General features: G+C 62.8%; 23 protein-coding genes. 13 read left to right on the top strand and 10 right to left on the bottom strand.

What is annotated here, in order from left to right:
* Positions 1–283: 283 nt before the first annotated feature.
* Together NKI58_RS29515 and dnaE are read left to right on the top strand one after the other, a co-directional pair.
* On the top strand, positions 284–2296 hold the full coding sequence (locus NKI58_RS29515) for an acetyl-CoA carboxylase biotin carboxylase subunit (protein ID WP_352786507.1): 2013 nt from the start codon (positions 284–286) through the stop codon (positions 2294–2296).
* 585 nt (positions 2297–2881) lie between these two features.
* Positions 2882–6409, top strand: a complete 3528-nt coding sequence (gene dnaE / locus NKI58_RS29510; RefSeq protein ID WP_036239474.1) for a DNA polymerase III subunit alpha — start codon at positions 2882–2884, stop codon at positions 6407–6409.
* A gap of 14 nt (positions 6410–6423) precedes the next feature.
* Here the strand turns inward: dnaE and NKI58_RS29505 are convergent, their stop codons facing one another.
* Positions 6424–7305, bottom strand: a complete 882-nt coding sequence (locus tag NKI58_RS29505) for a DMT family transporter (protein ID WP_023679994.1) — start codon at positions 7303–7305, stop codon at positions 6424–6426.
* 173 nt (positions 7306–7478) lie between these two features.
* Between NKI58_RS29505 and NKI58_RS29500 the strand changes: the two genes are divergently transcribed.
* The gene (locus tag NKI58_RS29500; RefSeq protein WP_352594501.1) at positions 7479–7985 is read left to right on the top strand and encodes a hypothetical protein; all 507 of its coding nucleotides are present in this window, start codon (positions 7479–7481) and stop codon (positions 7983–7985) included.
* Between the two features lie 5 nt (positions 7986–7990).
* Here the strand turns inward: NKI58_RS29500 and NKI58_RS29495 are convergent, their stop codons facing one another.
* Positions 7991–9319 carry a DNA polymerase IV gene (locus NKI58_RS29495; RefSeq protein ID WP_352854109.1) on the bottom strand — a complete coding sequence of 443 codons (1329 nt, stop codon included), beginning with the start codon at positions 9317–9319 and terminating at the stop codon, positions 7991–7993.
* A gap of 68 nt (positions 9320–9387) precedes the next feature.
* Here NKI58_RS29495 and NKI58_RS29490 point away from each other — a divergent pair, with 68 nt between their 5' ends.
* Positions 9388–9963 carry a GNAT family N-acetyltransferase gene (locus tag NKI58_RS29490; protein ID WP_023679991.1) on the top strand — a complete coding sequence of 192 codons (576 nt, stop codon included), beginning with the start codon at positions 9388–9390 and terminating at the stop codon, positions 9961–9963.
* 110 nt (positions 9964–10073) lie between these two features.
* A complete protein-coding gene (locus NKI58_RS29485) occupies positions 10074–11561 on the top strand; it encodes a hypothetical protein (RefSeq protein WP_352786508.1) in 1488 nt (495 codons plus the stop codon).
* 66 nt (positions 11562–11627) lie between these two features.
* On the opposite strand, the gene NKI58_RS29480 is transcribed toward NKI58_RS29485, so the two are convergent.
* Positions 11628–11927, bottom strand: a complete 300-nt coding sequence (locus tag NKI58_RS29480) for a DUF3572 domain-containing protein (protein ID WP_352455643.1) — start codon at positions 11925–11927, stop codon at positions 11628–11630.
* 172 nt (positions 11928–12099) lie between these two features.
* On the opposite strand from NKI58_RS29480, the gene NKI58_RS29475 reads away from it, so the two are divergent.
* From NKI58_RS29475 to NKI58_RS29440, 8 genes are all read left to right on the top strand, one after another.
* On the top strand, positions 12100–12516 hold the full coding sequence (locus NKI58_RS29475; RefSeq protein WP_348625950.1) for a response regulator: 417 nt from the start codon (positions 12100–12102) through the stop codon (positions 12514–12516).
* A gap of 33 nt (positions 12517–12549) precedes the next feature.
* Positions 12550–13923 carry a PleD family two-component system response regulator gene (locus NKI58_RS29470; RefSeq protein ID WP_352692320.1) on the top strand — a complete coding sequence of 458 codons (1374 nt, stop codon included), beginning with the start codon at positions 12550–12552 and terminating at the stop codon, positions 13921–13923.
* A gap of 462 nt (positions 13924–14385) precedes the next feature.
* Entirely contained in the window at positions 14386–15120 is a 735-nt protein-coding gene (locus tag NKI58_RS29465; protein WP_023679986.1) for a FadR/GntR family transcriptional regulator, read from the top strand.
* Entirely contained in the window at positions 15117–16304 is a 1188-nt protein-coding gene (locus NKI58_RS29460; RefSeq protein WP_352786509.1) for a PLP-dependent transferase, read from the top strand. Before NKI58_RS29465 ends, NKI58_RS29460 begins: the two co-directional genes overlap by 4 nt.
* Before the next feature lie 29 nt (positions 16305–16333).
* On the top strand, positions 16334–17611 hold the full coding sequence (locus NKI58_RS29455; protein WP_031212851.1) for an ABC transporter substrate-binding protein: 1278 nt from the start codon (positions 16334–16336) through the stop codon (positions 17609–17611).
* Between the two features lie 214 nt (positions 17612–17825).
* The gene (locus tag NKI58_RS29450; protein WP_352455645.1) at positions 17826–18749 is read left to right on the top strand and encodes a carbohydrate ABC transporter permease; all 924 of its coding nucleotides are present in this window, start codon (positions 17826–17828) and stop codon (positions 18747–18749) included.
* Positions 18749–19597, top strand: coding sequence for a carbohydrate ABC transporter permease (locus NKI58_RS29445; RefSeq protein ID WP_352455646.1), 849 nt, complete (start codon positions 18749–18751; stop codon positions 19595–19597). Before NKI58_RS29450 ends, NKI58_RS29445 begins: the two co-directional genes overlap by 1 nt.
* Positions 19598–19601: 4 nt before the next feature.
* A complete protein-coding gene (locus tag NKI58_RS29440; protein ID WP_352786510.1) occupies positions 19602–20669 on the top strand; it encodes an ABC transporter ATP-binding protein in 1068 nt (355 codons plus the stop codon).
* A gap of 68 nt (positions 20670–20737) precedes the next feature.
* On the opposite strand, the gene rpmG is transcribed toward NKI58_RS29440, so the two are convergent.
* The 7 genes from rpmG to rnr form a co-directional block, all read right to left on the bottom strand.
* Positions 20738–20905, bottom strand: coding sequence for a 50S ribosomal protein L33 (gene rpmG, locus NKI58_RS29435; protein ID WP_006201775.1), 168 nt, complete (start codon positions 20903–20905; stop codon positions 20738–20740).
* 319 nt (positions 20906–21224) lie between these two features.
* Entirely contained in the window at positions 21225–21593 is a 369-nt protein-coding gene (locus NKI58_RS29430) for a YybH family protein (RefSeq protein ID WP_352455648.1), read from the bottom strand.
* Between the two features lie 51 nt (positions 21594–21644).
* Positions 21645–22106, bottom strand: coding sequence for a YqfO family protein (locus NKI58_RS29425; protein WP_352455649.1), 462 nt, complete (start codon positions 22104–22106; stop codon positions 21645–21647).
* Between the two features lie 109 nt (positions 22107–22215).
* Positions 22216–23391: an MFS transporter gene (locus NKI58_RS29420; RefSeq protein WP_023679978.1), complete on the bottom strand. Its 1176-nt coding sequence runs from the start codon at positions 23389–23391 to the stop codon at positions 22216–22218.
* 16 nt (positions 23392–23407) lie between these two features.
* A complete protein-coding gene (locus tag NKI58_RS29415) occupies positions 23408–24142 on the bottom strand; it encodes an NUDIX hydrolase (protein ID WP_352455650.1) in 735 nt (244 codons plus the stop codon).
* Positions 24143–24214: 72 nt separating this feature from the next.
* Complete coding sequence (locus NKI58_RS29410) at positions 24215–24667, bottom strand: DUF983 domain-containing protein (protein WP_352786512.1); 453 nt, start codon at positions 24665–24667, stop codon at positions 24215–24217.
* Positions 24667–26973, bottom strand: a complete 2307-nt coding sequence (gene rnr, locus NKI58_RS29405; RefSeq protein WP_502897044.1) for a ribonuclease R — start codon at positions 26971–26973, stop codon at positions 24667–24669. The genes NKI58_RS29410 and rnr overlap by 1 nt, the downstream gene beginning before the upstream one ends.
* Position 26974 lies beyond the last annotated feature (1 nt).

Here is a 26974-nt window from a genome sequence, read left to right as displayed (position 1 = left end):
CTTCGAGGTCGACCTCCATGATCTCCAGCGGCTTTCCGGCGGCGACGGCGACAGCGGCGCGCGTTTTCATCAGGCAATCCTCCCAAGGCAGTCTGCAATCCAGGTTAGATTTAACTTACCATTCAGCTCTGCGCTATGCACGAAGCGACGTTCTGCCCCCGGATTTTCGTCAGCGCCCGCCGATTTGCATGCGGGATAGGCTCCGACTTTGCCTTGACCGGCCCCCTGAAGCCCATAAAACGGGAAGCCCGTAAAAGAAGGGCAGCCGAGGGACGAGGCCTGCATGTTCACAAAGATCCTGGTCGCCAACCGTGGCGAGATCGCCTGCCGCGTGATCAAGACGGCGCGCAAGATGGGCATCGCCACCGTTGCGGTCTATTCCGACGCCGACCGCGACGCCGTGCATGTCGAAATGGCCGACGAGGCGGTGCATATCGGGCCTTCGCCGGCTGCGCAAAGTTATCTGGTCGCGGAAAAGATCATCGCCGCCTGCAAGGCGACAGGAGCAGAGGCCGTGCATCCCGGCTACGGTTTCCTGTCCGAGCAGGCATCCTTCTGCGAAGCGCTGGAGCAGGAAGGCATCGTCTTCATCGGCCCGAAGCCCAAGGCCATCAAGGCGATGGGCGACAAGATCGAATCGAAGAAGTTCGCCAACGCGGCCAAGGTGTCGACGGTGCCCGGCTGGCTCGGCGTCGTCGAAAGCGCCGCCCATGCCGAAAGAATAGCCGGCGAAATCGGCTATCCCGTGATGATCAAGGCTTCGGCCGGCGGCGGCGGCAAGGGCATGCGCATCGCCTGGAGCAAGGCAGAGGTGCGCGACGGCTTCGACCGGGCGCGGTCGGAGGCCAAAAGCTCGTTCGGCGATGACCGCGTCTTCATCGAAAAATTCATCGTCGATCCGCGCCATATCGAAATCCAGGTGCTCGCCGACGCGCATGGCAACACGCTCTATCTCGGCGAGCGCGAATGCTCGATCCAGCGCCGCAACCAGAAGGTCGTGGAGGAGGCGCCGTCGCCGTTCCTCGACGCAAAGACCCGCAAAGCCATGGGCGAGCAGTCGGTGGCGCTGGCCAAGGCCGTCGACTACCAGAGCGCCGGCACGGTCGAGTTCATCGTCGACAGCGACAAAAACTTCTATTTCCTGGAAATGAACACGCGGCTGCAGGTCGAGCATCCGGTGACGGAGCTCGTCACCGGCATCGACCTGGTCGAGCAGATGATCCGCGTGGCGGCCGGCGAAAAGCTCGCCATCAAGCAGAGCGACGTCAAGCTGAACGGCTGGGCGGTGGAAAGCCGCCTCTATGCCGAAGATCCGTATCGCAACTTTCTGCCGTCGATCGGCAGGCTGACGAAATACCGGCCGCCGGAAGAGGGAAAATTCGGCGAAATCGTCATCCGCAACGATACCGGCGTTACCGAAGGCTCGGAAATCTCGATGTTCTACGACCCGATGGTCGCCAAGCTGTGCACCTGGGCGCCGACACGGCTGGCGGCGATCGACGCGATGTCGGAAGCGCTGGACAGTTTCGTCGTCGACGGCATCGAGCACAACATACCGTTCCTGGCGGCGCTGATGCAGCATCCGCGCTGGCGGGAAGGGCGGCTATCGACGGCGTTCATCGCCGAGGAATATCCCGACGGCTTCGCGCCCATTGTGCCGAACAGCGAAGAAAACGCGGTGTTGGCCGCGATCGCAACCGCGATCGAACTGCTGCGCCGCGACCGGCTCGACCGGCTGGGCGGGCGGCTGGCGCCGCATTCGGGCGCCTTGAAACGCGATTGGGTGGTGAAGATCGGCCGGGATTATCTTTCGGTTGCCATCGTCGAAGGCATGATTTCCATTCCGATGGAGCTCGACCTCACAATCGACGGCGGCAAACCGCTGACGGTGACCTCCGACTGGCGGCCGGGCGATCTCATCTGGCGCGGCGCGGTCGGCGGCCGCAAGGTTGCGGCGCAGGTCAGGCCGGTGCTGAACGGGTTCCGCGTCGCCTGGAAAGGCATGTCGGTGACAGTCCGCGCCATGCTGCCGCGCACCGCCGAGCTCGAACGGCTGATGCCGGAAAAAGTGGCGCCGGACACCTCCAAGATGCTGCTCTGCCCGATGCCCGGCCTCGTCGTCTCGATCGCCGTTGCCGAGGGGCAGGAGGTCAAGGCCGGCGAGACGCTGGCCGTGGTCGAGGCGATGAAGATGGAAAACGTGCTGCGCGCCGAGCGCGATCTCATCGTCTCGAAGCTCAACGCCAGGCCAGGCGACAGCCTTGCCGTCGATGCGGTGATCATGGAATTCGCGTGAGGCCGAAACCCCCGCCCTCGACGCCCGTCAGAAGTTGGCGGGACAGCGCCCCCCTCTGTCCTGCCGGACATCTCCCCCTCCAGGGGGGAGATTGGCAGCCTCGGCGCCTCGCTCGCTCCTGCAACGTTGGAAATTGGCGAAAGCCGAGATGATGGCCAATCTCCCCCCTCGTGGGGGAGATGTCCGGCAGGACAGAGGGGGGCGCGAAGGAACGCGACCTTGCAATTGGTTGGGCACGCTCAGTGGAGGAGGGACAAGGCGAGGCCGTGAGGAATTCGCACTTTTTTGCCGTCACAACGTATTTTGTTCTTGCTTTGTGCCGGCAGCTATGCTATTAATTTGCGCATGGTGCTAATTGGCTCCAGCGACCCGCCCGCAGTGGCGGGTTTTTATTTGCAGCCTGACGTCGGCGGGACAGCGCCCTCTCTGTCCTGCCGGACATCTCCCCCACGAGGGGGAGATTGGCAGCTTCGGTGGTTGCTCTAAACTTCCAAAGCTCCAATCACCACCGCTGGACTCGTGTTACCCGGTGCCGGACAATACATCTTCATCGACTGAGTCCTTGTGAGGCGGCGCGAAAAAACCATGGCGGATGAGAGACTTCCACGCGATCCCTTGCTGCGCGAGGCCTATGCAAAGGCGTCGCGGGCGGAGGCGGCGGCGCGTCGGTTCATTCATCTGCGCGTGCATTCGGCCTATTCGCTGCTCGAAGGTGCCTTGCAGCTCGGCAAGATCGTCGGCCATGCGGTGCAGGACGAATGCCCGGCAATCGCCGTCACCGACACCAACAATCTGTTCGGCGCGCTGGAATTCGCCCAGAAGGCGGCAAAGGACGGCATCCAGCCGATCATCGGCTGCCAGATCGACCTCGCCTTTTCCGGCGAGGCGAGCGACAGCCAGCGCGACCGCAGGCGGCAAGGACCGGAGATGCGGCCGGTCGTCCTGATCGCCGCAACCGAGGCCGGCTACGGCAATCTGGTCAGGCTGGTCAGCCGCGTCTACCTCGAGACACCGCCCGGCGAAGCGGTGCATCTGACGAGCGAGATGCTGCAGGGCCATTCCGACGGTCTGATCTGCCTTACGGGCGGGCCGCGCGGTCCGATCGGCACTGCCTTGAAACAGGATCGCCGCGAACTCGCCGAGACCCGGCTCTCGGCGCTCAAGAGCCTGTTCGGCGACCGGCTCTATGTCGAGCTTGAGCGCGTGTCGAGCTACGACCGCGCCATCGAGCAGTCGTCGGTCGATCTCGCCTACCGCCACGATCTGCCGCTGGTTGCCACCAACGAGGCGTTTTTCTTCTCTCGTGAAGACTATGAGGCGCATGACGCCCTGATCGCCATCGCCGAAGGTTCCGTGGTTGCGGCCGACAATCGCCGCCGCCTGTCGCCCGACCACTTCCTGAGAAGCCAGGCCGATATGGCGAGGCTGTTCGCCGACCTGCCGGAAGCAATCGACAACACCGTCGAGATCGCGCTGCGCTGCTCGTATTACCCGAAGACCCGCAATCCGATTCTGCCGCGCTTTGCCGGCCGCGATGTCGCCGACGCCGATGCTGCGGTCAAGGCGGAGGCGCAGGAGCTTGCCAGGCAGGCGCATGAAGGGCTAGAGGCGCGGCTGGCGGCGCACGGGCCGACGCCCGGCTATACCGTCGAGCAATATCGCGAAAGGCTGGATTTCGAGCTCGGCGTCATCGAGAAGATGAAATATCCGGGCTATTTCCTGATCGTTGCCGACTTCATCAAATGGGCCAAGGCACAAGGGATTCCGGTCGGCCCGGGCCGCGGTTCGGGCGCCGGCTCGCTGGTCGCCTATGCCACGACCATCACCGACATCGACCCACTGCGTTTTTCGTTGCTGTTCGAGCGCTTCCTCAATCCCGACCGCGTGTCGATGCCCGACTTCGACATCGACTTCTGCCAGGACCGGCGCGAGGAAGTCATCCGCTACGTCCAACGGAAATACGGCCGCGACCAGGTTGGCCAGATCATCACCTTCGGCACGCTGCAGGCGCGCGCGGTGCTGCGCGACGTCGGCCGCGTGCTGCAGATGCCTTACGGGCAGGTCGACAAGCTGAGCAAGATGGTGCCGTCGAACCCGGCCAATCCGGTCAAGCTCGCCGACGCCATCGCCAACGAGCCGCGCTTTGCCGAAGAGGCGGAGCGTGAGCCGATCGTGCAGACGCTGCTCGATACGGCGCAGAAACTGGAAGGTCTTTATCGGCACGCCTCGACGCACGCCGCCGGCATCGTCATCGGCGACCGGCCGCTGTCGGAGCTGGTGCCGATGTACCGCGATCCGCGCTCGGACATGCCGGTCACGCAGTTCAACATGAAATATGTCGAGCAGGCCGGGCTGGTGAAATTCGACTTCCTTGGCCTGAAGACGCTGACGGTGCTGGACAGGGCCGTCAAGCTGATCCGCCGCCGCGGCATCGAGATCGATCTTGCCCACATTCCGCTCGACGACCCCGAAACCTACGCCATGCTGTCGCGCGGCGAGGTGGTCGGCGTGTTCCAGGTGGAAAGTGCCGGCATGCGCAAGGCGCTGATCGGCATGCGGCCCGACTGTATCGAGGACATTATCGCGCTGGTCGCGCTCTACCGGCCGGGGCCGATGGAGAACATACCGACCTACAACGCCAGAAAGCACGGCGAGGAGGAGATGGCGTCGATCCACCCGAAGATCGACCATCTCGTCAAGGAGACGCAAGGCGTCATCGTCTACCAGGAACAGGTGATGCAGATCGCGCAGGAGCTCTCCGGCTATTCGCTGGGCGAAGCCGATCTGCTGCGCCGCGCCATGGGCAAGAAGATCCGCGCCGAGATGGACAAGCAGCGCGAGCGCTTTGTTTCGGGCGCGGTCGAGCGCGGCGTCGGCAAGCCGCAAGCCGACTTCATCTTCGACCTGCTGGCAAAGTTTGCCGACTACGGTTTCAACAAATCGCATGCCGCCGCCTATGCCGTCGTCTCCTACCAGACCGCCTATCTGAAGGCGCATTACCCTGTCGAATTCCTGGCGGCATCGATGACGCTCGACATGGGCAATACGGACAAGCTCGCCGATTTCCGCCAGGATGCGCTGCGCCTCGGCATCGAGGTGGTGGCGCCGTCGGTCATGACGTCGTTCCGGGATTTCGAGGTCGGCGAGAACCGCATCTTCTATTCGCTGGCCGCGCTCAAGGGCGTCGGCGACGCGGCGGTCGAGCACATCGTCGCTACGCGCGGCGAAAAACCCTTCAAGAGCCTCGCCGATTTCTGTGATAGGGTCGATCCGAAGATCGTCGGCAAGCGCGTCTTCGAAAGCCTGATCATGGCCGGCGCGCTCGACTGCTTCGGTCATGACCGTGCGGCGATGATGGCCGGCGTCGAGCGGATGATGGGGCTGGCGTCGCTGGCGCAGCAGAATGCCGTCACCGGCCAGCATGACATCTTTGGCGCCTCGCTCGGCGCACAGTCGCAGGCGCTCAACTTGCCGGCGACCGATCCCTGGCTCGCCGCCGACCGCCTGCACCGTGAATTCCAGGTGGTCGGGTTCTATCTCTCGGCGCATCCGCTCGACGAATACAAGGCGGCGCTGCAGAAAATGCGGGTGCAGACCTGGGGCGAGTTTTCGGCCGCCGTCAAACGCGGTGCTGCCGCCGGCCGGCTCGCCGGCACGGTGACCACCAAGCAGGAGCGCAAGACGCGCACCGGCAACAAGATGGGCGTCGTGCAATTCTCCGACACGTCCGGCCAGTATGAAGCGGTGCTGTTTTCCGAGGGGCTGGCGCAATACCGCGACTTGCTCGAACCCGGCCGCTCGGTGGTGATCACCGTTTCGGCCGAGGACAGGCCTGAAGGCGTCAATCTGCGCATCCAGACCGTGCAGTCGTTGGAGGAAGAGGCAAGCCGTATCCAGAAAGCGTTGCGCATCTTCGTCAGAAATGACGCACCGGCATCGACAATCCAATCGCAGCTTGGCCAGCGTGGCGACAGTCAGGTGAGCATCATCGTCATCAAGGAAGGCGGCGAGGGCGAGGTCGAGATCGAGTTGCCCAACCGCTACCGCGTATCGCCTCAGATCGCGTCGGCGATGCGGGCGGTGCCGGGCGTGGTCGAGGTGGAACTGGTCTAAGAGTTAGCGCACGCTTATGAAGCGGCGATCTCCGCCGGTTGCGGTGCTCTCCGCTGCAGGTTGAGCAGATTTCCCATGAGGATCAGCAGGGCGCCACCGGCGGTGAAGGCGTCGATCTGCTCGTGATAGAGCAGCCATCCGATCACCGCCGACAGCGGCACGCGCAAAAAGTCCATTGGCGAGATGACCGTCGCATCGGCATAGACAAGTGCGCGGGCCATGCAGAAATGCGACGACATGCCGGTGAAGGCGATGAGCAGGATCCACGGCCAGAGCTCAAGCGGCGGGTTTTGCCATTCGTAAAGCGCCGGGACCAGGCCAAGCAGCGACTGGATGATCAGCATCCAGAAGATGATGCGCACGACGCTGTCCGTCCGCGTCAGCGACTTGACGAGGACCACCGAGACGCCGAAGCAGACCGCGGCTCCCAGCACGATTACATGTCCCGGATTGACCGCGCCGACGCCCGGACGCACGATGATCACAACGCCGATCAGCCCGAGCACGATCGCTGCGAGCCGTGGCCGGGAGAGCCTTTCGCCGAGGAAACCGACGGCCAGCAAAGCAGTCCAGATCGGCGTCGTGAATTCGATCGAGATCAGTACCGCAAGCGGGATCAGCGTCAGGGCGTAGAGCCAGGCAGCCTGGCCGGTATAGTGGACGACGTTGCGGGCGATATGAGCCAGCGGGCGTCCGGTGCGCATCGCCGCAAAACCGCCTGACATCATGACCAGCGGCAACAGGATGAAAAAGCCGATCACCGAGCGCAGCTCGAGCACCTGGAAGACGTTTAGTTCGGCCGTCGTGGCGCGGCCAGCCACCGACATCGCCAGGAACGAGGCGATCGACAGCGCCATCCAGAACGCGGCCTTGGGGATCGAGGGTGCGGGTGCCATGCGGCTATGTCGCAAGCCGGAGCGCTCATCGCAACCGCTAGCCGACGCATTCGGCTGGGCCAGCCGTGCAGCGCTTCACGCAGTGATGTTGAAGCCGGAACTCGCGACTGAGGGAAGCGTTGGTCTGTCACTGCTTGCGTTCTGTGTTTTGGATACCAACGAGGAGCGGTCCGATGAAATCATTCGCACGATTTGTACTTGCCGGCTGCCTGACGGCCGGGGCCGGCGCAGCGCATGCCGACGATCCGGATTTTCTTCGCTCATTCCAGGGGAATTTCGCCGGCAAAGGCATCGTCAAGGTGACCACCGATGCGCCGACGGTGAATGTCTCCTGTCATTTCAATTCCGACGCAACGTCGAGCTCGCTATCGCTCGACGGCAGCTGCCGCGGTCTTATCGTGGTAACGCGCGCCATCAGCGCCGATCTCAAATCGAGCGGGACGAAATACACCGGCACCTATGTCGGATCGCGCACCGGGCCGGCGCAATTGAGCGGCAGCCGCTCCGGCAACGCAATCAATCTCGGCATCCGTTGGGCCAAGGAGGTCAATGGCGATCGCAGGGCGCAAATGACTGTTGAGAAAACCGGCGAGGACGGCATGCGGCTGACCGTTATCGATACCGATCCGAAAACTGGAAAAAGGGTGGTGACCAGCAGGATCGATCTGCGGCGCACCTGACGGGCTCACTCCTCGACCGGTTCGGGCGGATGGGCATCGCGGCCCTTGCCGAAGGTATAGCCGGTTTCCACCGCCCTGCGGCCGAACTTGCCGCGCAGCGTGTCGATGGCGCCTTCGGCCATGGCGCGCTTGCGTGACTGGACGTCGACCAGGTCGGGCGGGTCCGCCCGGTCATCGTCGGAGAGATCGCTGACGCCAATGCCGAGCAGCCGGTATTTCGTGCCATCCGCTTCCTTGCGCAGCAGCTCGAGCCCGGTCTGAAAGATGCGGTCGGCCAGCCGGGTCGGATCGCCGAGCTGGCGATTGCGCGTGCGGATCTTGAAATCCTGGGTCTTCAGCTTGAGGACGACGGTGCGTCCGGCAATGCCGGATTTCTTCAGCCGGGCCGAGACTTTTTCCGACAGCGCCCTCAGCACCGAAACCAGTTCGTCGACGGAGGCGATGTCGGTATCGAAAGTGGTTTCTGCCGACACACTTTTCGCGTCCTGGTCGGGAACGACGCGACGGTCGTCCTCGCCGCGCGAAAGCCGGTAGAGCCGGTCGCCCATGACGCCGTAGCGGCGCATCAGATCGCCACGTTCCATGCGCTGCAACTGGCCGATGGTGCGGATGCCGTCGCGCTCGAGCGTGGCGGCAAAGGCCTTGCCGACCCCCCAGATCAGCGTCACCGGCTGCTCGGCCAGGAAGCCGATAGCCTCGGCCTCGCCGATCACCGAAAAGCCGCGCGGCTTGCGGAAGTCCGACGCCACCTTGGCCAGGAACTTGCAGTAGGAAAGGCCGGCCGAAACGGTGATGCCGATCTCCTTTTCCACGCCGAGTGCGAAGCGCGCCAGCACCACCGCAGGCGGCAGGCCATGCAGGTGCTCGGTGCCGGCGAGGTCGAGAAAGGCCTCGTCGATCGAGAGCGGCTCGACCAGCGGCGTCAGCGCCTGCATCATGGCGCGCACCTCGCGGCCGACGCGCACGTATTTTTCCATGTCCGGCGGCAGGACCACCGCTTCCGGGCAGGCTTCGAGCGCCTTGAACATCGGCATTGCCGAGCGCACGCCGTGGATGCGGGCAATGTAGCATGCGGTGGAGACGACGCCGCGCTTGCCGCCGCCGATGATCAATGGCCGGTCCTTCAACGCCGGGTTGTCGCGCTTTTCGACCGCCGCGTAGAACGCGTCGCAATCGATATGGGCAAGGCGCAGCCGGTAGAGCTCCGGATGGCGGGCGAGCCGTGGACTGCCGCAGCGCTCGCAACGGCCTGCCTCGCTGCGCTGAAAACTCAGGCAGTCGCGGCAAAAACCGTGTTCGGGATTGTTGACAGGGGCCGCCATCGCTGCGAACATAAAGAGAACAAATGCAATGGTACGTCAGGACGGACGCCACGACAAGGCGGTGGGCCGGGAGAGAGCTCATGAATACGACCATAGCGCCGCTGGTGCCCGAGCTTTGGGCGGATTTCGAAGATCTTTTCGGTAGGCAAGGCGCCTGCTACGGCTGCTGGTGCACACATTTCCGGCTGTCGCCCGCAGCGCGCCGCGCGAGCAACCGGGAGCGCAACAAGGACCACATCAAGGCGCGGATCGAGGCCGGGCCGCCGCCCGGCCTGTTGGCCTTCGAGGGTGGCCAGGCGGTCGGCTGGATGCAGATCGGCCCGCGTGCCGACGTGCCCGAATGGAACAACCAGGGCAGGGGGTCGGCGCCGATCGACCCCGCCGACGCCAGCGATCCGGGCGTCTGGGCGATCTCCTGCTTCTTCATCCGCACCAAAGCACGCGGCAAGGGCCTGTCGCACCGCCTGGTCCAAGGCGGCATCGAGTTCGCCCGCCAGAACGGAGCGCGGCTGATCGAAGCCTGCCCGATCGATCTATCGAAGGATTCGCGCTCGATCGGGCTGTTCGTCGGCTCGTCGCGGGTCTTCGAAAAGGCCGGGTTCCAGCGGTTGGTCGAACGTAAGCCAGGCCGACCGCTGATGCGGCTGGTGCTTTAGGCAATGCCGCGGTCGACATCGATCCGTCCGGCTCGCCTTGCGGTTGTGATAGTAATTCCCTACGAAATGAGAAAGGGCAGAAAATTCCCATGGCCCAACGGAGAACAAGCGTGAACCGTGTCCTGCCAGTCGTCTTTGTTCTCGCGCTCAGCGCGCCTGCCTTCGGCCAAACCGTTGATGAGCAGGGCGCGAAGCAGCTGTCCCAAGATTTGTCTCGCTATGTCGGCAAAAAGGCGGTCGATATCGGAATGATGAAGGTTTCGGTTGAAGGCGGTGCCTACAAGATCGCCGTCGACTTCAAACCTGTCGTCGACTTGCTTGCTAAGCAGCAGCCCTCCTTCAGGTTCGACTTCACCCCCTACGTTCTGCTGGCTAAGCCGCGCAAAGACCGTTTGTGGGACGTCTCGCTGGACACTTCGCCGAAGGGATCGTTTGACCTGGCTGGCCCCCAAATTCCGCAGCACTTCAGCATTTCAATCGCGAACAACAAGTTCTCTGGCGTTTATGATCCTGGCCTAGCCGCATTCTCGAGCGCTGCTGGTTCTACGGCAGGCATGACGATGATTTCGCGAAATCCCATGCAGAGCGTGGAAGCAACGATCGGTGCCGGGGCTGGCAGCATGAATGCGACCAAATCCGCGAATGGCGGGATTGATTTTACTTATTCGCAGACGATGGCTGACTTTGCCGAGGCTGTCAGATTTGACGATCCTAAGCACGCACTCAAATTTTCGTACACGGTCAAGTCTCCCGCACTTTCGGTGAATGCAACAGGAAAAGGACTGAAGACAAAGCCGCTCCTCGACCTTTTGGCATTTGCGGTGGCTAATGAGGACGAGGCCACACTCAAAGCCAACCAGGCGCAACTCAAATCGCTCTTGCTCGCCGCATTGCCACTATGGGAGCGGATCGACGGAACCTACGGGTTCAAGGATCTAGCGGTGGAAAGCCCCGTCGGGTATTTCGGCGCGACGGAACTGGGCACGAGCTTCGGGAGCGACGGCATCGCGCAGAATGGGACGATTAATTATTCGATCACAGCGGCAGGGCTGACGATCCCTCGAAACGTGGTGCCCGCCTGGAGTGCCGCGCTGCTGCCCACCGAAATCGACCTGAATTTCGGCGGCGCCAACATCGATCTCGACAGCGTGACTAAGAAAACGATCGAAGCCTTTGATCTGAATAAGAATCCGCCGCTGCCGGCCGACTTTGGCGATCAGATCAAGGCCGATTTCATGGCCAAGACGCCGAAATTCGTCATCGGACACAGCACGGTGAAAAACGGCGGCATCGAGATCGCGCTGGAAGGCGAGATGATGTTTCCAGGGGCGAAGCCCGTGGCAAATGTAACCCTCGACGTCACCGGCTACGACAGAATTGTCGAGAGTCTGCAGACCGCGGCAAAAACCGATCCGGCGGCCGCGCAGTATTTTACCGGCGCGCTGGCGATCAAAGGGTTTGGCAAGACGCTGCCGGACGGCCGGCTTGAATGGGTGATCAACACCAAAGCCGACGGTTCGGTGACGGTCAACGGCGCCATGCTGAAGCCGGCCGACCCCGTTGGGACGGACAACAGTGGGGAAGAGGCAACGCCATAAAGCACCAGCAGCGGCCCATCGCCGGCGGCAGGTTCTTCGATCTGCCCGCAGTCTCGGGATCGCCGCTTATATCGAATGCTCATGATTGTCGTCGCCGAGCGGCAGCGCCCGCAATGCCTTGCCGACTGCGGCGGGCGGCGTTCCGGTCTCCTCGGAAAAACGCATCAGCGTCGGCTCGTGGGCAAGGATGAACTGCAGCACGCCGGCCAGGAATCCCGGCTCGCCCGCCGCCCGGCGGATGGAATGGGCTTCGATGCCGGTGATCGCCAGGAAGCGGGGCAGAAGTTCCGGATCGGCGGCGACGAAGCCCAACGCCTTTACGGCAACCGTTTCCGCTTCCTCGCGCATTGACGCTGCGTTTGCCATTGCTACCTTCCTTCATGGGCGGAATCGTTCTGTTTTCGCAGTAGTGGCAAGTGTCGCCGGCAGCAAGCTCGCCGACCTGGAATCCGAACGCTTTTAGGGCGGCCGGTTTCCGTTTCGTCAATCATATTGCCGTATAGTGGGAACAGGTTTGGTGCGTGCCGACAAGGGGCGCATGACGGCACCCTTCGAGTGGAAGGCCAGCCGGGACGGGAAATCGATGCCAAAGAAGGTTATGATCGTCGAAGACAACGAGCTCAACATGAAGCTCTTTCGCGACCTCATCGAAGCGAGCGGCTACGAGACGGTGCGCACACGCAACGGCCTGGAAGCGCTGGATCTGGCGCGGCAGCACAGGCCGGACCTCATCCTGATGGACATCCAGCTGCCGGAAGTGTCGGGCCTCGAGGTCACCAAATGGCTGAAGGAGGACGATGATCTCCACGTCATCCCGGTCATCGCCGTCACCGCCTTCGCGATGAAGGGGGACGAGGAGCGCATTCGCCAGGGCGGCTGCGAGGCATATATCTCCAAGCCGATCTCGGTGCCGCGTTTCATCGAAACCATCAAATCCTACCTGGGCGATGCCTGATGTATCTTTCCAGCCGAGCCGGAGCTTTGTGAAATGACCGCGCGGATCCTCGTCGTCGACGACATCCCAGCAAATGTCAGGCTGCTGGAGGTTCGGCTGCTCGCCGAATATTTCGAGGTCCTGACCGCCACCAACGGGCCGGACGCGATCGAGATCTGCGAGAACGGCAAGGTCGACGTCGTGCTGCTCGACGTGATGATGCCCGACATGGACGGGTTCGAGGTCTGCCGGCGGCTGAAGGGCGACCCGGCGACATCGCACATCCCTGTCGTGATGATCACCGCGCTCGACCAGGTTTCGGACCGGGTGCGCGGCCTCGAGGCCGGCGCCGACGATTTTTTGACCAAGCCGGTCAACGATCTGCAGTTGATGACGCGCGTCAAGAGCCTGGTCAGGCTGAAATCGCTGACCGACGAGCTGCGGCTGCGCGCCTCGACGACACGCAATATCGGCATCGAGGAGCTTTTGAGCCGCAACTTCGCTACCGACGATGCGGTGCCGAAGGTGCTGCTGGTCGACGAGCGCAAATCCTCGTTCGAGCGCATCCAGAAGATGCTGCGCGGCAGTGCCGATCTCGACGTCGCCAACGATCCGCATGCAGGCTTCTTCCAGGCCGCCGAGCAGCCGTATGAATGCGTGATGATCTCGACAGCCTTCGCCGATTTCGACCCGCTGAGGCTCTGCTCGCAATTGCGCTCGCTCGATCGCACCCGTTTCCTGCCGATCATCCTTCTGGCGGACGAGGGCGAGGAGGGGCGTATCATCCGCGGGCTCGAACTCGGCATCAACGATTATCTGATGCGGCCGATCGACCAGCAGGAGCTGACCGCGCGGCTGCGCACGCAGGTGCGCCGCAAGCGCTACAACGACCAGCTTCGCGCCAGCGTCACCCAGACCATCGAGATGGCGGTGACCGATGCCCTGACCGGCCTGCACAACCGCCGCTATCTCGACAGCCATCTGCAGACGCTGTTCGACCGCGCCGTGGCACGGCGCCGGCCGCTGTCGGTGATGATCACCGATCTGGACCGCTTCAAGAGCATCAACGACGCGCATGGCCATGACGGCGGCGACGACGTGCTGCGCGAATTCGCGCGGCGGCTGCGCAAGAATGTGCGCGGCATCGATCTAGCCTGCCGCTTCGGCGGTGAGGAGTTCGTCGTGGTGATGCCGGACACCGACGGCGCGGTAGCCGAAAAGGTCGCCGAGCGCATTCGCGCCGAAATCGCCCAGCTGCCGTTTGCCGTCGGCACCGAAGGCAAGGCCGTTGAAGTCACCGTCAGCGTCGGCGTGTCGTCGGTGCTGAAGGGGGTAGACACGGTCTCCGCGCTGATGAAACGCGCCGACCTCGCGCTCTACGAAGCCAAGAGCGGCGGCCGCAATCGCGTCGTCGCCAAGGCGGCTTAGCACCGAACACCAATTGCCGGGTCAACGCGACAAGGTTACGAATTTACCTTAATCCAAGCGATTTGCGAGGCTTGGTTAAGAAACGGTTGATTTCCATAAGTTGTTGCGCAAATGTGCAGCCCTTAGACGTAACCGGCACGAGGCTAGATCGCCGGTTCGACCGGAAGAATACCCCATGATGCTCAGGTCCGCCGCATCTCCTGGGTCCGTGGGGTCGGCCGGCCGGCGCTGGCACATAGTGGCCTCCTCGTACCGCTGCCAAACGCCGGCCGGCCCCCAATTTTCAAAACACATCAGGATTCTACGCCAAGACCCGGAAAACGCTTGGTTTTTGTTGCGGCAGCGACAGCGCCTTTTGAAATAGCCGGCTAGGCAGAGCGTATGCGCCCGCAGTCGGTTGACAGGGCCTGTCTTCTATGCAGAAATTGGTTGGACCATTGAGCCATTTGGTGACCCGTTGGCATGACCGAATTCGGCCTTTCCCCCATACAGGCAACTGCTCGCGACGACGCGGTGCTCAAGGCGCTGGCCGGCTTTGTGATGCGGGAAGCTCTCGGGCCCGGCCAGAGACTGCCGACCGAACGCATCCTTGCCGAGCGCCTCAAGGTGAGCCGCAACACCGTGCGCGAGGCGCTGACGCGCTGGGAAGGGCTCGGCCTGGTCGAACGGCGGCAAGGCAGCGGCACCTATCTCAAGGGAGTGGTCTCGCTGGACATGCTGCACATGCCGCTGACGCTGGCCGGCGGCAATGATTTCACCAGCCTGATGCAGACGCTGGAAATCCGCCGGGCACTGGAAGCGGAAGCCGCCGCCCTGTGCGCCGTCCGCGCGGGCCAGGCAGATCTCGTCGAGATCGGGCGCAAGCTCGACATTATGGAGCAGGCCTTCCACACCCGCGCCGGGATGTCGGCGGAGGAGGACTGGGAATTCCACCAGTCGATCTACCGCAGTTCCGGCAATCCGCTGTTCGAGCAGATCATCGCCGCCATGCACGAACTGTTCCATCGTTTCTGGGAGCATCCGCTCGGCGTGCGTGATTTCGGCCACGCCAGCTTTCCTTACCACCGCACCATCTACGAACGCATCGCCGCGCACGATCCGGAGGGGGCCCGGGCCGAGGCGCTCAAGCTGATCGCCACCGTCGAGGACGATCTGAAGCGCGGCGCGGCCAAACTCGAACTTTCAGGCCAGAAATGAGCGATCATCCCGCCGGTTTCGAAAACGACTATCTCGCCGAGGCAGCGACGCTTCTCGCCCATGACGAGCCTTTCCCCGGCGGCGCGGTGGTCCCGCCGATCTACCAGACTTCGCTCTTCACCTTCGCCGACTATGCCGAGATGGCCGACACATTCGCCGGCAGGCGACGTCAGCCGATCTATTCGCGCGGCGACAACCCGACGGTCATGGAGTTCGAGGCGCGTGTCGCCGCTCTCGAAGGCGCGGAGGCCGCGCGCGGCTTTTCCAGCGGCATGGCGGCGATCAGCGCCACGGTGCTTGCTTTCGTCGGTGCCGGTGAGCGCATGGTTGTCGTGCGCAATTGCTACGGCGATGCCTACCGGCTGTTCGAACGGCTTTTGCCACGGCTCAACATCAAGGTCGACTATGTCGACGGTTCCGATCCGGACGCGGTCGCGGCAGCACTTCCCGGCGCCAAGCTGCTCTACCTGGAAAGCCCGACGTCGATGATGTTCGAACTCCAGGACATAACCCACCTGGCGCGGCTGGCCAAAGAGCAGGGCATCATCACCTCGATCGACAATTCCTGGGCTACGCCGGTGTTCCAGAAGCCGATTTCGCACGGTGTCGATCTGGTGCTGCATTCGGCCTCGAAATATCTCGGCGGCCACAGCGACACCGTCGCCGGTGTGGTGGCCGGTTCGGCCCCCCATATCCGACATATCAACGAGCAGACCTATTCCTATCTCGGCGGCAAACTTTCGCCTTTCGAGGCCTGGCTGTTGCTGCGTGGCCTGCGCACATTGCCGCTGCGGTTGCCGCATCACATGAAGAGCGGGCTGACCATCGCCGAACGGCTGAAAGCGCATGACCATGTCGAGCGGGTCAACCACCCGGCCTATTCCAACCATCCAGGCAAGGCGACGCTTGCCGGCTATGCCGGGCTGTTCTCGTTCGAAGTGACGGAAGACGTCGACATCCCGGCTTTCGTCGATGCGCTGAAACTCTTTCGCATCGGCGTCAGCTGGGGCGGCCATGAGAGCCTGGTCGTTCCGGCAAAGGCCTCGCTCGAGCAGACGCCGGGCCTGAATTCGATGGCGCGCTTCGGCGTCAGCCCACGAACCATCCGCTTCAGTGTCGGATTGGAAAGTGTCGAAGACCTGTGGGCGGATGTTGCCCGGGCCTTCGACAGAGCAAAAAGATAAAGGAGCCGTTCAAAATGGGAGTGCTGAACATGAAAAAACTGAGCATCCTTCTTGGTGCCGTCGCGGGTCTGGCGATTTCCGCTGGCAGCGTGCTGGCCGATTCCACGGTCAAGATGGTCGAGGTCATCACCAGCCCGCCGCGTACCGAATTCCTCAAGAAGCAGATCGCCGAATTCGAGGCGGCCAATCCGGGTGTCAAGGTCGAGCTGGTATCGCTGCCCTGGGGCCAGGCGTTCGAGAAGTTCCTCACCATGGTGCAGGCCGGCGACACGCCCGACATCGTCGAGATGCCGGAACGCTGGATGGGTCTCTATGCGACCAACGGCCAGCTCGAGGATCTCGGGCCATACATGGCCAAATGGGACGATGCCAAAACGCTGGGCGAGCGTGCCAAGCAGTTCGGCTCGACGGTCGATAACAAGCAGTACATGATCCCTTACGGCTATTACCTGAACGCGCTGTTCTGGAACAAGAAGCTGTTCAAGGAGGCCGGTCTGGACGGTCCGCCGGCGACGCTCGATGAATTCGTCGAGGACTCCAAAAAAATCTCGGCGATACCGGGCAAATACGGCTACTGCCTGCGCGGCGGCCCGGGCGCCTTCAACGGCATGCATATGTTCATGAACATCGCAGCCGGCAAGGGCGGCTATTTCAACGAGGACGGCACCTCGACCATCAACGAGGAAGGCTCGGTCAAGGGCCTGCAGATGCTCGCCGACATGTACAAGAACGGCCTGGCGCCGAAAGATGCGGTGAGCTGGGGTTTTAACGAGACCGTCACCGGCTTCTACAGCGGCACCTGCGCCATGCTGAACCAGGATCCCGACGCGCTGCTCGGCATCGCCGACAAGATGAGCGCCGACGACTTCGCCGTGGCACCGATGCCGGTCGGGCCGAGCGGCAAATCCTATCCGACGCTCGGTTATGCCGGCTGGGCGATGTTCGCCAATTCCCAGCACAAGGACGATGCCTGGAAGCTGATGGCGACGCTGTTGTCGCCCAAGGACAATCTGGAATGGGCAAAGGAAGTCGGTGTCATTCCAATCCACAACGGCGCCGACCAGGACGCCCACTTCAGGACCGAGCAGTTCAAAGGCTGGTTCGAGGAACTGAACAACGGCGACAAATACGAGATGGTGACGCCTCCGACGCATCTGGAAAACCTTGGCAATTTCGTAGACCAGGTGGCGATCAAGAATTTTCAGGAAGTGCTTCTTGGCCAGAAGGCGGCCAAGGACGTGGCCGACGAATGGGCCAAGTTCCTGACCAAGGAACAGCAGGACTGGCTGGCCAAGAACAAGAAATAGCTTTTGTTCCTTCTCCCCGTTCACGGGGAGGGGGTGTCACGACGTGACGGATGAGGGGCGGCGCCAACCCGACTTGGCTCGCGCTGCTTCTCATCTGCCTGCCCGTCCTCCGCAGCAGCTGCGCTGCAGCTGCGGAGGGTGGACCGGCATCTCCCCGTAAACGGGGAAGGCGCTGTCGCCAGCCCGTGCTTACCCAGGAGACGATCAAGTACCAATGACCTATGCCGTGTCCGAAATCCGATCCGCCGGCAGGCCGCGAAAGAAGCGGCTATCCCATGCCGCGATCGAGCCTTGGCTCTATCTCAGCCCGGCGATCGCGCTGCTGGTCGTCGTGCTCCTGGTGCCGCTGGTTATCGGTGTCGGCTACTCGTTCCGCAAATTCTCCGCTTTCAAATCCGAATATGTCGGGCTTGGGCAGTATCAGGCGATGCTGTCGGATCCTGTGCTCGGGCAGGCGCTCGTCAACACGCTATGGTGGACGGCAGCCAGCCTGTTCTTCCAATTTTTCCTTGGACTTGGCCTGGCGCTGCTGCTCGATACGCCGTTCCGGGGCAGAAAGATCGTGCAGGCCGTGGTGTTCCTGCCTTGGGCGGTACCGTCCTTCCTCTCGGGCCTGACCTGGGCCTGGCTGTTCAACCCGATCATCGGGCCGCTGCCGCATTGGCTCTACGCCTTGGGGCTGAAAGCCGAGCCAACCAACGTGCTCTCCGATCCCTCGACAGCCATGTGGGGGCCGATCGTCGCCAATGTCTGGTTCGGCATTCCCTTTTTTGCCGTCACGCTTTTGGCGGCGTTGAAGTCGATCCCGTCAGAACTGCATGAGGCGGCGGCGATCGACGGCGCCTCGCCGTGGCAGCGCTTCACCAAGGTGACGCTGCCGTTCCTGGCGCCGACCATCGTCATTACCGTCATGCTGCGCACGATATGGATCGCCACATTCGCCGACCTGATCTTCGTCATGACCGAAGGCGGGCCTGCCGGTTCGACCGCCACGGTGCCGGTCTATATCTATGTCAGCGCGTTCAAGTCACTGGATAAGGGCTATGCCTCGGCGGTGGCGGTGCTGCTGCTTGTGCTGCTCATCGTCTATGCGATTGCGCTGATAGGCATCCGCCGCTCGCTGGTGAGGCACGTCTGATGATTGCCGGACGCTCCGTCTCCTCGCGCATTCTCGGCGGCATCGGCCTTTACGGCGCCATCGCCGCCTATATGGCCTTCGCGCTGTTCCCGATCTTCTGGACGTTGAAGATCTCGGTCACGCCGGAGCGGCTGCTCTATTCCGAAGGCATCACTTTCTGGCCGTCGCAAACGACGCTGCAGAACTTCGTCACCGTGCTCGAAGCCACCGATTTTCCGCGCTATTTCCTGAACAGCGTTATCGTTTCGGTGTCGACGGCAGCCTTCGTAACGGTCATTGCCACGCTGGCCGGCTACGCCATGTCGCGATTTTCCTTCCGCGGCAAGGCGACCCTGGCCATCCTGCTTTTGCTCACCCAGACTTTTCCGCTGGTGATGGTCATTCCGCCGATCTACCGCATCATGGGACAGATCGGCCTCATCAACAGCCTGACCGGCCTCGTCATCATCTACACCGCGTTCAATACGGCCTTTGCGACCTTCCTGATGCAATCTTTCTTCGACGGCATCCCGCGAGACCTGGAAGAGGCAGCCATGATCGACGGCTGCACGCGCCTGCAGGCGATGCGCAAGGTGATCGTGCCGCTGACGCTACCCGGCATGGGCGCGACGCTCGGCTTCGTCTTTACCGCCGCCTGGAGCGAGTTGCTGTTTGCGCTGATGCTGATTTCCAGCGACGACCAGAAGACCTTCGCGGTCGGCCTGCTCACCTATATCGGCAAATTCGCGGTCGACTGGGGACAGATGATGGCTGCTTCCATCCTGGCGCTGATCCCGGTCTGCGTCTTCTTTGCCTTCCTGCAACGCTACCTCGTCACCGGCCTTACCGCCGGTGCCGTCAAGGGATAGATCGATGGCCTCCGTTACACTCGACAAAGTCCGCAAAGACTATGGAGCCGTGCGCGTTCTGCACGCGGTCGATCTCGAAATCGCCGACGGCGAGTTCGTCGTTCTGGTCGGCCCGTCCGGCTGCGGGAAATCGACACTGCTGCGTATGATCGCCGGGCTGGAGGAAGTCTCCGACGGCGAAATCCATATTGGTGAGCGCCTGGTCAACGACATTGCGCCAAAGGACCGCGACATTGCCATGGTGTTCCAGTCCTACGCGCTCTATCCGCACATGGACGTGTCGAAGAACATGGGTTTCAGCCTGATGCTGAGAAAGGCCGGCAAGCCGGCGATCGATGTAAGGGTGGACAGTGCCGCCAAGCGGCTCGGGCTCGGTGCGTTTCTGCAGCGCCTGCCGCGGCAATTGTCTGGCGGCCAGCGTCAGCGCGTCGCCATGGGCCGTGCCATCGTGCGCGACCCGAAGGTCTTTCTCTTCGACGAGCCGCTTTCGAACCTCGATGCCAAGCTGCGCGTTCACATGCGTGCCGAGATCAAGGCGCTGCACCAGCAATTGAAGACCACTTCGGTCTATGTCACCCACGACCAGACCGAAGCGATGACAATGGCCGACCGCATCGTCGTCATGCATGACGGCCTCGTCCAGCAGGTCGGTGTGCCGCTCGATCTGTACGACCGGCCGGTCAACATGTTCGTCGCCGGGTTCATCGGCTCGCCCGGCATGAATTTTCTGCCTGCCGTGGTTGAAAAGGGCGCCAAGCCGGATGCCATCCTGGCCGACGGCCAGAAGCTGAGGCTGCCGGACGGCATGCCGCTCAGGGATGGCGATGCGATCACCGTCGGCTTGCGGCCCGAGCATATCCGGCTCGCCGACAATGGCGCGCTGAAGGGCGAGGTGGGTGTCGTGGAGCCGCTCGGCCTGTCCACCCAGTTCTATGCCGGGCTTGCCGGCCAGCAGGTCTGCGTGTTTGCCATGGGCCGGGCCAGCGTGAAGCCGGGTGAGGCCGTGCGCCTATCGGCTGATCCGGCATCGCTCCATCTGTTCGATCCGGCAAGCGGCGATCGCATCGGCTAATCCTGCATCCCGAAATGAAAAACGCCGCCCGGAAGGCGGCGTTTCGGTACCGCGAGAGAAAACCCCGATTACTTGATCTTGGTTTCCTTGAATTCGACGTGCTTCTTGGCGACCGGGTCGTATTTGCGGAACGACAGCTTGTCCGTCTTGGTGCGGCTGTTCTTGCTGGTCACGTAGAAGAAACCGGTGTCGGCGGTCGACAGAAGCTTGATCTTGATGTTTGCGGCTTTGGCCATGATGTTCGTCCGTTAATGTTCGTGGAGTTTTGGCCGCTGGAGCACGGGAAACACCCGGACGCGGGAAACTTGCCGCGACACATAAAGAACGCGCCCGGAAAGTCAACCCTTGTCCAGGTTCTGTGTCGTAAGCAGATGAGTTGTCCGGATTAGGTGGCACATGAGTTGTCCGGGTTTATTGCCAGCCGATGGAGGCTGGGGACGAAGCGGACATTGATGTGCTACCAAAACCCGACAATTTGATTGGGTGCCGACAGCCGCGGGAGGCTCCTGTGTGCCTCCGGCCGTCCTCCGGGTGGCGTCTCAGTTTGAATGCTAGCTATGAGTATCGAGCGATGGACGGCTGATCGATCACCCAAAGCCAGTTCCCGTCACCTTGCCGGCGAGCGATTTCCGCAGTAACGGTGCCATCGGCAAGGCGCGTGGAAGTGAGCGCCAAATCCCTGTTGATGATAGCCGGACGCTGATCTCCGAGATCAAACTTTCGTCCCGCTGCCACCAACTTGGCGTAAAATCGGCGGATGGCATCTCTGCCGCAGGCCAACTGTCCGTTGCCGGTAGCGAGGATGGCACCGGGTTCGTAAAGAGCAGCCATTCCTTCCGCGTCTCCCGCTTGCTCGCGAGAAACCAATAGCCGCGCCAGGTCCTGGGGATCGCTTGCCGGTTTGCGGTTTGCTTCATCATTCATCGGCAGGCTTCCTGACAGCCAAATTCAAACCGAGACACGACCAGGTTCCGGTCACTCCGCCGCGACGGTTTCCCGTTGCAACGCCTTCTTCCAGTCTCCCGTCGTGTTCCACCAGCGGTTCGGGTTGGCGCGGTCGTCGAGACCCTTGGAGCGGCTGGCAAGCAGTGGCTGAATGCGGATCACCGGCTCCTGATAGCTGTGAACCTGGTAAATCGCTTCGACGACGCGAGCGGCGAGCTTCTGGTCGTCAGGCAGTTCGAACGACACCTCGACAGTCCCTGGCCGCCTGCGCAATTCCGTCTCGGCGCCGGCGGCGGCACCTTCAAGCGGCCGGTAGCGTTCGATGCCGTCCGCCGACTGGAAAGCATTGCTGTCATATTTGCCCATTCCGAGCGGTACGATCGCGACCACCGCCTCCATGATGCGGTCGACATCGGCTGCCGGTGCCTGAAAGGTCACCAGCAGCAGCAATTCCATCCGCAGCGATTTCGTTTCAAAGCCACTATCGATCATCCGAGGTCTCCCTGCTATGCATTTTGGGGGAGCATATACTCGAGCCCTCCTGACATGGTTGTGTCAGGAGTTGGTCAGCAGTGGGAGCGATGTCGGCAGCTGGGCCGACTCAGAGGATTTTGCGGAGCAGCCTGGTGCCGACCAGCACGATATAGCAGGCGAAGAACAGGCCGAGCGCCCAACCGAAGCCCGACGGCCCGAAAGCGTCCATGCCGATGCCGATTGCCTGCGGGCCAAGCACCATGCCGACGCCGTAGCAGAGAACGAAGGCGGCGTTGGCGGAGGCCAGTTCGTGGCCGGAAAGCTGGGAGCCGAGGTGAGCAAGACCGATTGTATACATAGCGGCGACCACACCGCCCCAGATGAACAGAAGCGCTGCCATCAAATGCCAGTTATGCGCGAAGAACGGCATGAAGACCGTGCCGGCAAGCCCGACAGTGGCACAGGCCATCAGCAGATAGCGGCGGTCGCTGACGCGGTCGCTGATCATGCCGATCGGGATCTGCAACAGCACATTGCCAAGCCCGATCATGGTGAGCAAAAGGGCGGCGTCCGCCTCTGAGTAGCCGATGCGGCTACCGTAGACCGGGAACAGTGCAAAGCCGCCGGTCTCGACCGCGCCGAACACCAGCACGGCGGCGGTTGCCGTCGGCACCAGCCAGATGTAACGCAGGAAATTGCTGGTTTCGCCGTCCGAGACGATCGTCGGGCTCTCGTTGCGTGCCGCCAGGACCGGTATGGCAGCGAGCGTAACCAAGGCGATGGTAACGCCGAAGGGCAGGAAGCCACTGCTGCCGAGATGGGCGAACAGCCAAGGCCCGGCGGCAAAGCCGAGAGACAGCACGGTGGCATAGATGCCGAGGACCAGTCCGCGCCGGTGTGGCGGCGCCGAGGTGCTGATCCAGAATTCCGACAGGATGAACAGCACCGTCAGCGCGATATGCAGCAGCACGCGCAGCGGAAACCACATCCAGAAAGCTGGCGCGAAATGGAAACCGACAAAGGCCAGCGCTCCGGCCGCAATCATGGCAAGCATCGTCCAGGCGACCCCGAACCGCATGGCAAGCGGAGTGGCGAGCGGCGCGCCGGCGATAGAGGCGAGGCCGGCGACCGCGGTGTTGAGACCGATCATCGACGCGGAATGGCCACGCGTTTCCAGGATCACGCTGAGCAGCGGCATGCCAAGGCCGATGGCAATGCCGACGACGCTGATCGACGAGATCGCCGCGACCATCGGCAGCCAGTGTACGCGTTCCTTGCCCTGCGGCTGGATATCGACTGTCATGGAATGCCTGGCTGCTCTAGAGAATTTCGCGGACGAAGCGATTGCGGACAAGCCGGTAGAACGGCACGGGACCGCCGGGGCTCAGCAGCGGATCCCGGGCGAGCCGGGTTTCCAGCTCCTCCAGGACCGTGCGCGTGATGTCTGGAATATCGGCTTGCCGGGCCTTGGCCAGCGGCAGCCAAACGACGTCTTCCAACTCGTCGGTCGGACCGCCATCCGGCAGTTGCACGGCGACATCGTCGCGCCATGCGGCGAGAAAGCGCGTATCGAAGCGGCGCACCCGGTTGGGCGGGGTGATGGCGCGTGCGACGAAGCGCAGCGCTTGCAGTGATGGGATGACGCCGTGTTCGACAAAGCCCTGCCAGTCGCGCCTGGCGGTTGCGAACACGCCTTTTTGACCGATCAGCAGGCCGGCCTCCTCATAGGCTTCGCGGATTGCCGACAAGGCAATGGCGCGGGCGCGAGCCGGGCTGGTGCGGCCGATGCCAGCGGTCAATCTCGCTTCTTCCTCGGGATGAAGTGCGGTGGCTATCGGGATGCGGCTGTCGGCCGGATCTGTGCGGCCGCCGGGAAACACGAATTTTCCCGGCATGAAGGCATGACGGGCGTGGCGCCGGCCCATCAGCACCAGGAATTCGTCGCCCTTGCGGTCGAGCAGGATCAGCGTCGCGGCGTCGCGCGGGCGTATAGGCTTGGCATCGAGCGCGATCCGCTCAACCTTGTCGATTTCCGCCTTGGTCATAACGTCCATGCGCTCGACCTAGCGGAATCTTCTCCGATGCGGAAGTGGCGTCCAGCCATGCCGATTGCGCCAGCCTCGGTTTCAAGCCTCGGGATGCGACTCGATCAGATCTTCTTCACCGCCAAAGCCGTGCATATGAAATGCCCATTGCAGGCCGATGACAGCGCCCTTGACTGGCTGCAGCAGGACGACGGCGAGAATGATGGTCAATGGCACCCAGATGGCGATGTGCTGCCAGGTCGACAGCGTCGAGGTCGCTTCGACACCCATGAAGGCGCCGAGCACGATGTGGCCGACAATGACCACCACAAGATAGGCCGGCAGGTCGTCGGCGCGATGGTGGTGAAGTTCCTCGCCGCAATGATCGCATTTGTCGACGGTCTTGACGAAGGCGCGAAACAGCTTGCCCTCGCCGCAATGCGGGCAGCGGCCGAGCATGCCGCGCTTCATTGCCGTCCATAGCGGCCGGGCGGTCCGGCCCGAGTGATGTTCGCCGCCGAAAATCCGTTCTTCCACCTGCAGTTCTGTTGGCATTACCGTCTCCTGCCGCGCGAGCCTGGACGCGATTGCGACGCCCGGGCGCGGCCTTTGGCCTTGTGGAACGACCGTTTGGAGCCGGGCAGCGGCTTTGGCTCGGTCAGCATCTCGAAACGCATCGCGCCGGCCATCGGCGCCACCTCGATCAGGCGAACCTCGACGCGATCAGCAAGCTGATAGCCCTTGCCGGTGCGTTCTCCGAAAAGCGATCGAGCAGTTTCGTCGTATATATAGTAGTCGCCGCCCAGGGTTGAAACCGGAATGAAGCCATCCGCGCCATACTGCGGCAATTGGACAAACAGGCCCGATTTGGTGACGCCTGAGATGCGGGCGTCGAAACGGTCGTCGATGCGCTCGGCGAGATAGGCGGCGATCAGCCGGTCGACCGTGTCGCGCTCGGCGGCCATCGCGCGCCGCTCGGTCGCCGAAATCAGCGCCGAGACCTCTTCCAGCCGCTCCGCCTCGTCCTGCGTCAGGCCCCCCGGACCAAGGCCGAGTGCGGCAATCAGCCCGCGATGCACGATCAGGTCGGCATATCTGCGGATCGGCGAGGTGAAATGCGCGTAGCGCTTCAGGTTGAGGCCGAAATGGCCGATATTGGCGGGCGAATATTCGGCCTGGCTCTGCGAGCGCAGCACCACTTCGTTGACCAGCCCCTCATTGTCGGCGCCGCGCACGCGAGCGAGGATGCCGTTGAACTGGTTCGGCCGCATTTGCGCGCCGCGCGCCAGCGACATGCCGAGCGTCTGCAGGAATTCACGCAACGATTCCTGCTTGGCGAGCGAGGGCGCATCGTGGATGCGGTAGACCAGCGCCTGGCGCTTCGCCTCGAGTGTCTCGGCGGCGGCGACATTGGCCTGGATCATGAACTCTTCGATCAGCTTGTGCGCGTCGAGCCGCTCCGGCACGACGACCTTGTCGACGGTGCCGTCCTGCTTGAGCAGGATCTTGCGCTCGGGCAGATCGAGCTCAAGCGGCTGGCGCGTGTCGCGGCCGCGCTTCAGGATCGCGTAGGCGTCCCATAGCGGCTTCAGCACCGTATCGAGGATCGGGCCAGTCGTGTCATCCGGTGCGCCGTCGATCGCCGCTTGCGCCTGCTGATAGGCGAGTTTCGCCGCCGACTTCATCATGACGCGATGGAAGGAGTGTCTGAGTTTGTGGCCATCGGCCGAGAAAGTCATCCGCACCGCTATCGCCGGACGATCCTGGCCTTCGCGCAGTGAACAGAGGTCGTTCGAGATGCGCTCCGGCAGCATCGGCACGACGCGGTCGGGGAAATAGACCGAATTGCCGCGCTTCAGCGCTTCGCGATCGAGCGCCGTGGCATAGCGCACGTATGCAGCGACATCCGCAATGGCGACGGTGACAACCACGCCGCCGGCGTTCTTCTCGTCGGTGTCGGGCATAGCGAACACCGCGTCGTCATGATCCTTGGCGTCGGCCGGATCGATGGTGAGCAGCGGCAGCTCGCGCCAATCCTCGCGGTCGGCAAGCGTCGCCGGCTTGACCGCCTCCGCCTCGGCGATAACGTCGGCGGGGAAAATATGCGGAATGTCGTGTGCGTGGATGGCGATCATCGAGACCGCCTTTTCGCTGGTCAGCGACCCCAACACCGCCAGAACCTTGGCTCGCGGCAGCCCGTAGCGCGAGGCCCGCGCCGGCTCGACCTCGACCAGGTCGCCGTTCTTGGCGCCGTTCTGGAATTCCTTGTCGACGACCAGCTCCGGCTGACGCCTTTCCACCGGCTCGATGCGGAACGTGCCGTCCTTCAGCACACGGAAAACGCCGAGAACCGCATCGGTGCGCTTCTCGAATATCTTCATCACCCGGCCGGTATAGGCCGGGCCTGCCGGATCGTCGGTCGGAAAGGTCTTGGCCAGCACGCGGTCGCCGATGCCCGGCGTCGGGCCATTGCCGCCGCGCGACACGCGGATCGCTATGACCGGAGGTTCGCCATTGCCGATCGCTTCGGTCGGGTGCGCCAGCAGCACACCGTCGGCGTCACGGCCGAAGATGTCGAGCACCGCGACGTGGGGCAGGGCGCCGACACGGGCAAGCCGCTTGCGCTCCTTGGTCAGCAGGCCTTCATCCTGCAGGTCGCGCAAGACGTCCTTCAGCCAGATACGGTCTTCGCCGCGTAGCGCAAACGCCTTGGCGATGTCGCGTTTTCCGGCGCGGTCCGGATTTTCGGCGATGTAACGCAGTATCTCGTCGCGTGAAGGCCGGTAATTGTCCCTGACCTTGGCACGGGTATCGGCGGTGCGCAGATCGCCGTGGCTTCTTCCGGAGACTTTGCGCGCCAAT

Source organism: Mesorhizobium sp. M0522 (assembly GCF_040321085.1).
Taxonomy (GTDB): Bacteria; Pseudomonadota; Alphaproteobacteria; order Rhizobiales; family Rhizobiaceae; genus Mesorhizobium.
Note: the sequence above shows the minus strand (reverse complement) of the source record. Positions and strands in the feature narration are given on the sequence as shown.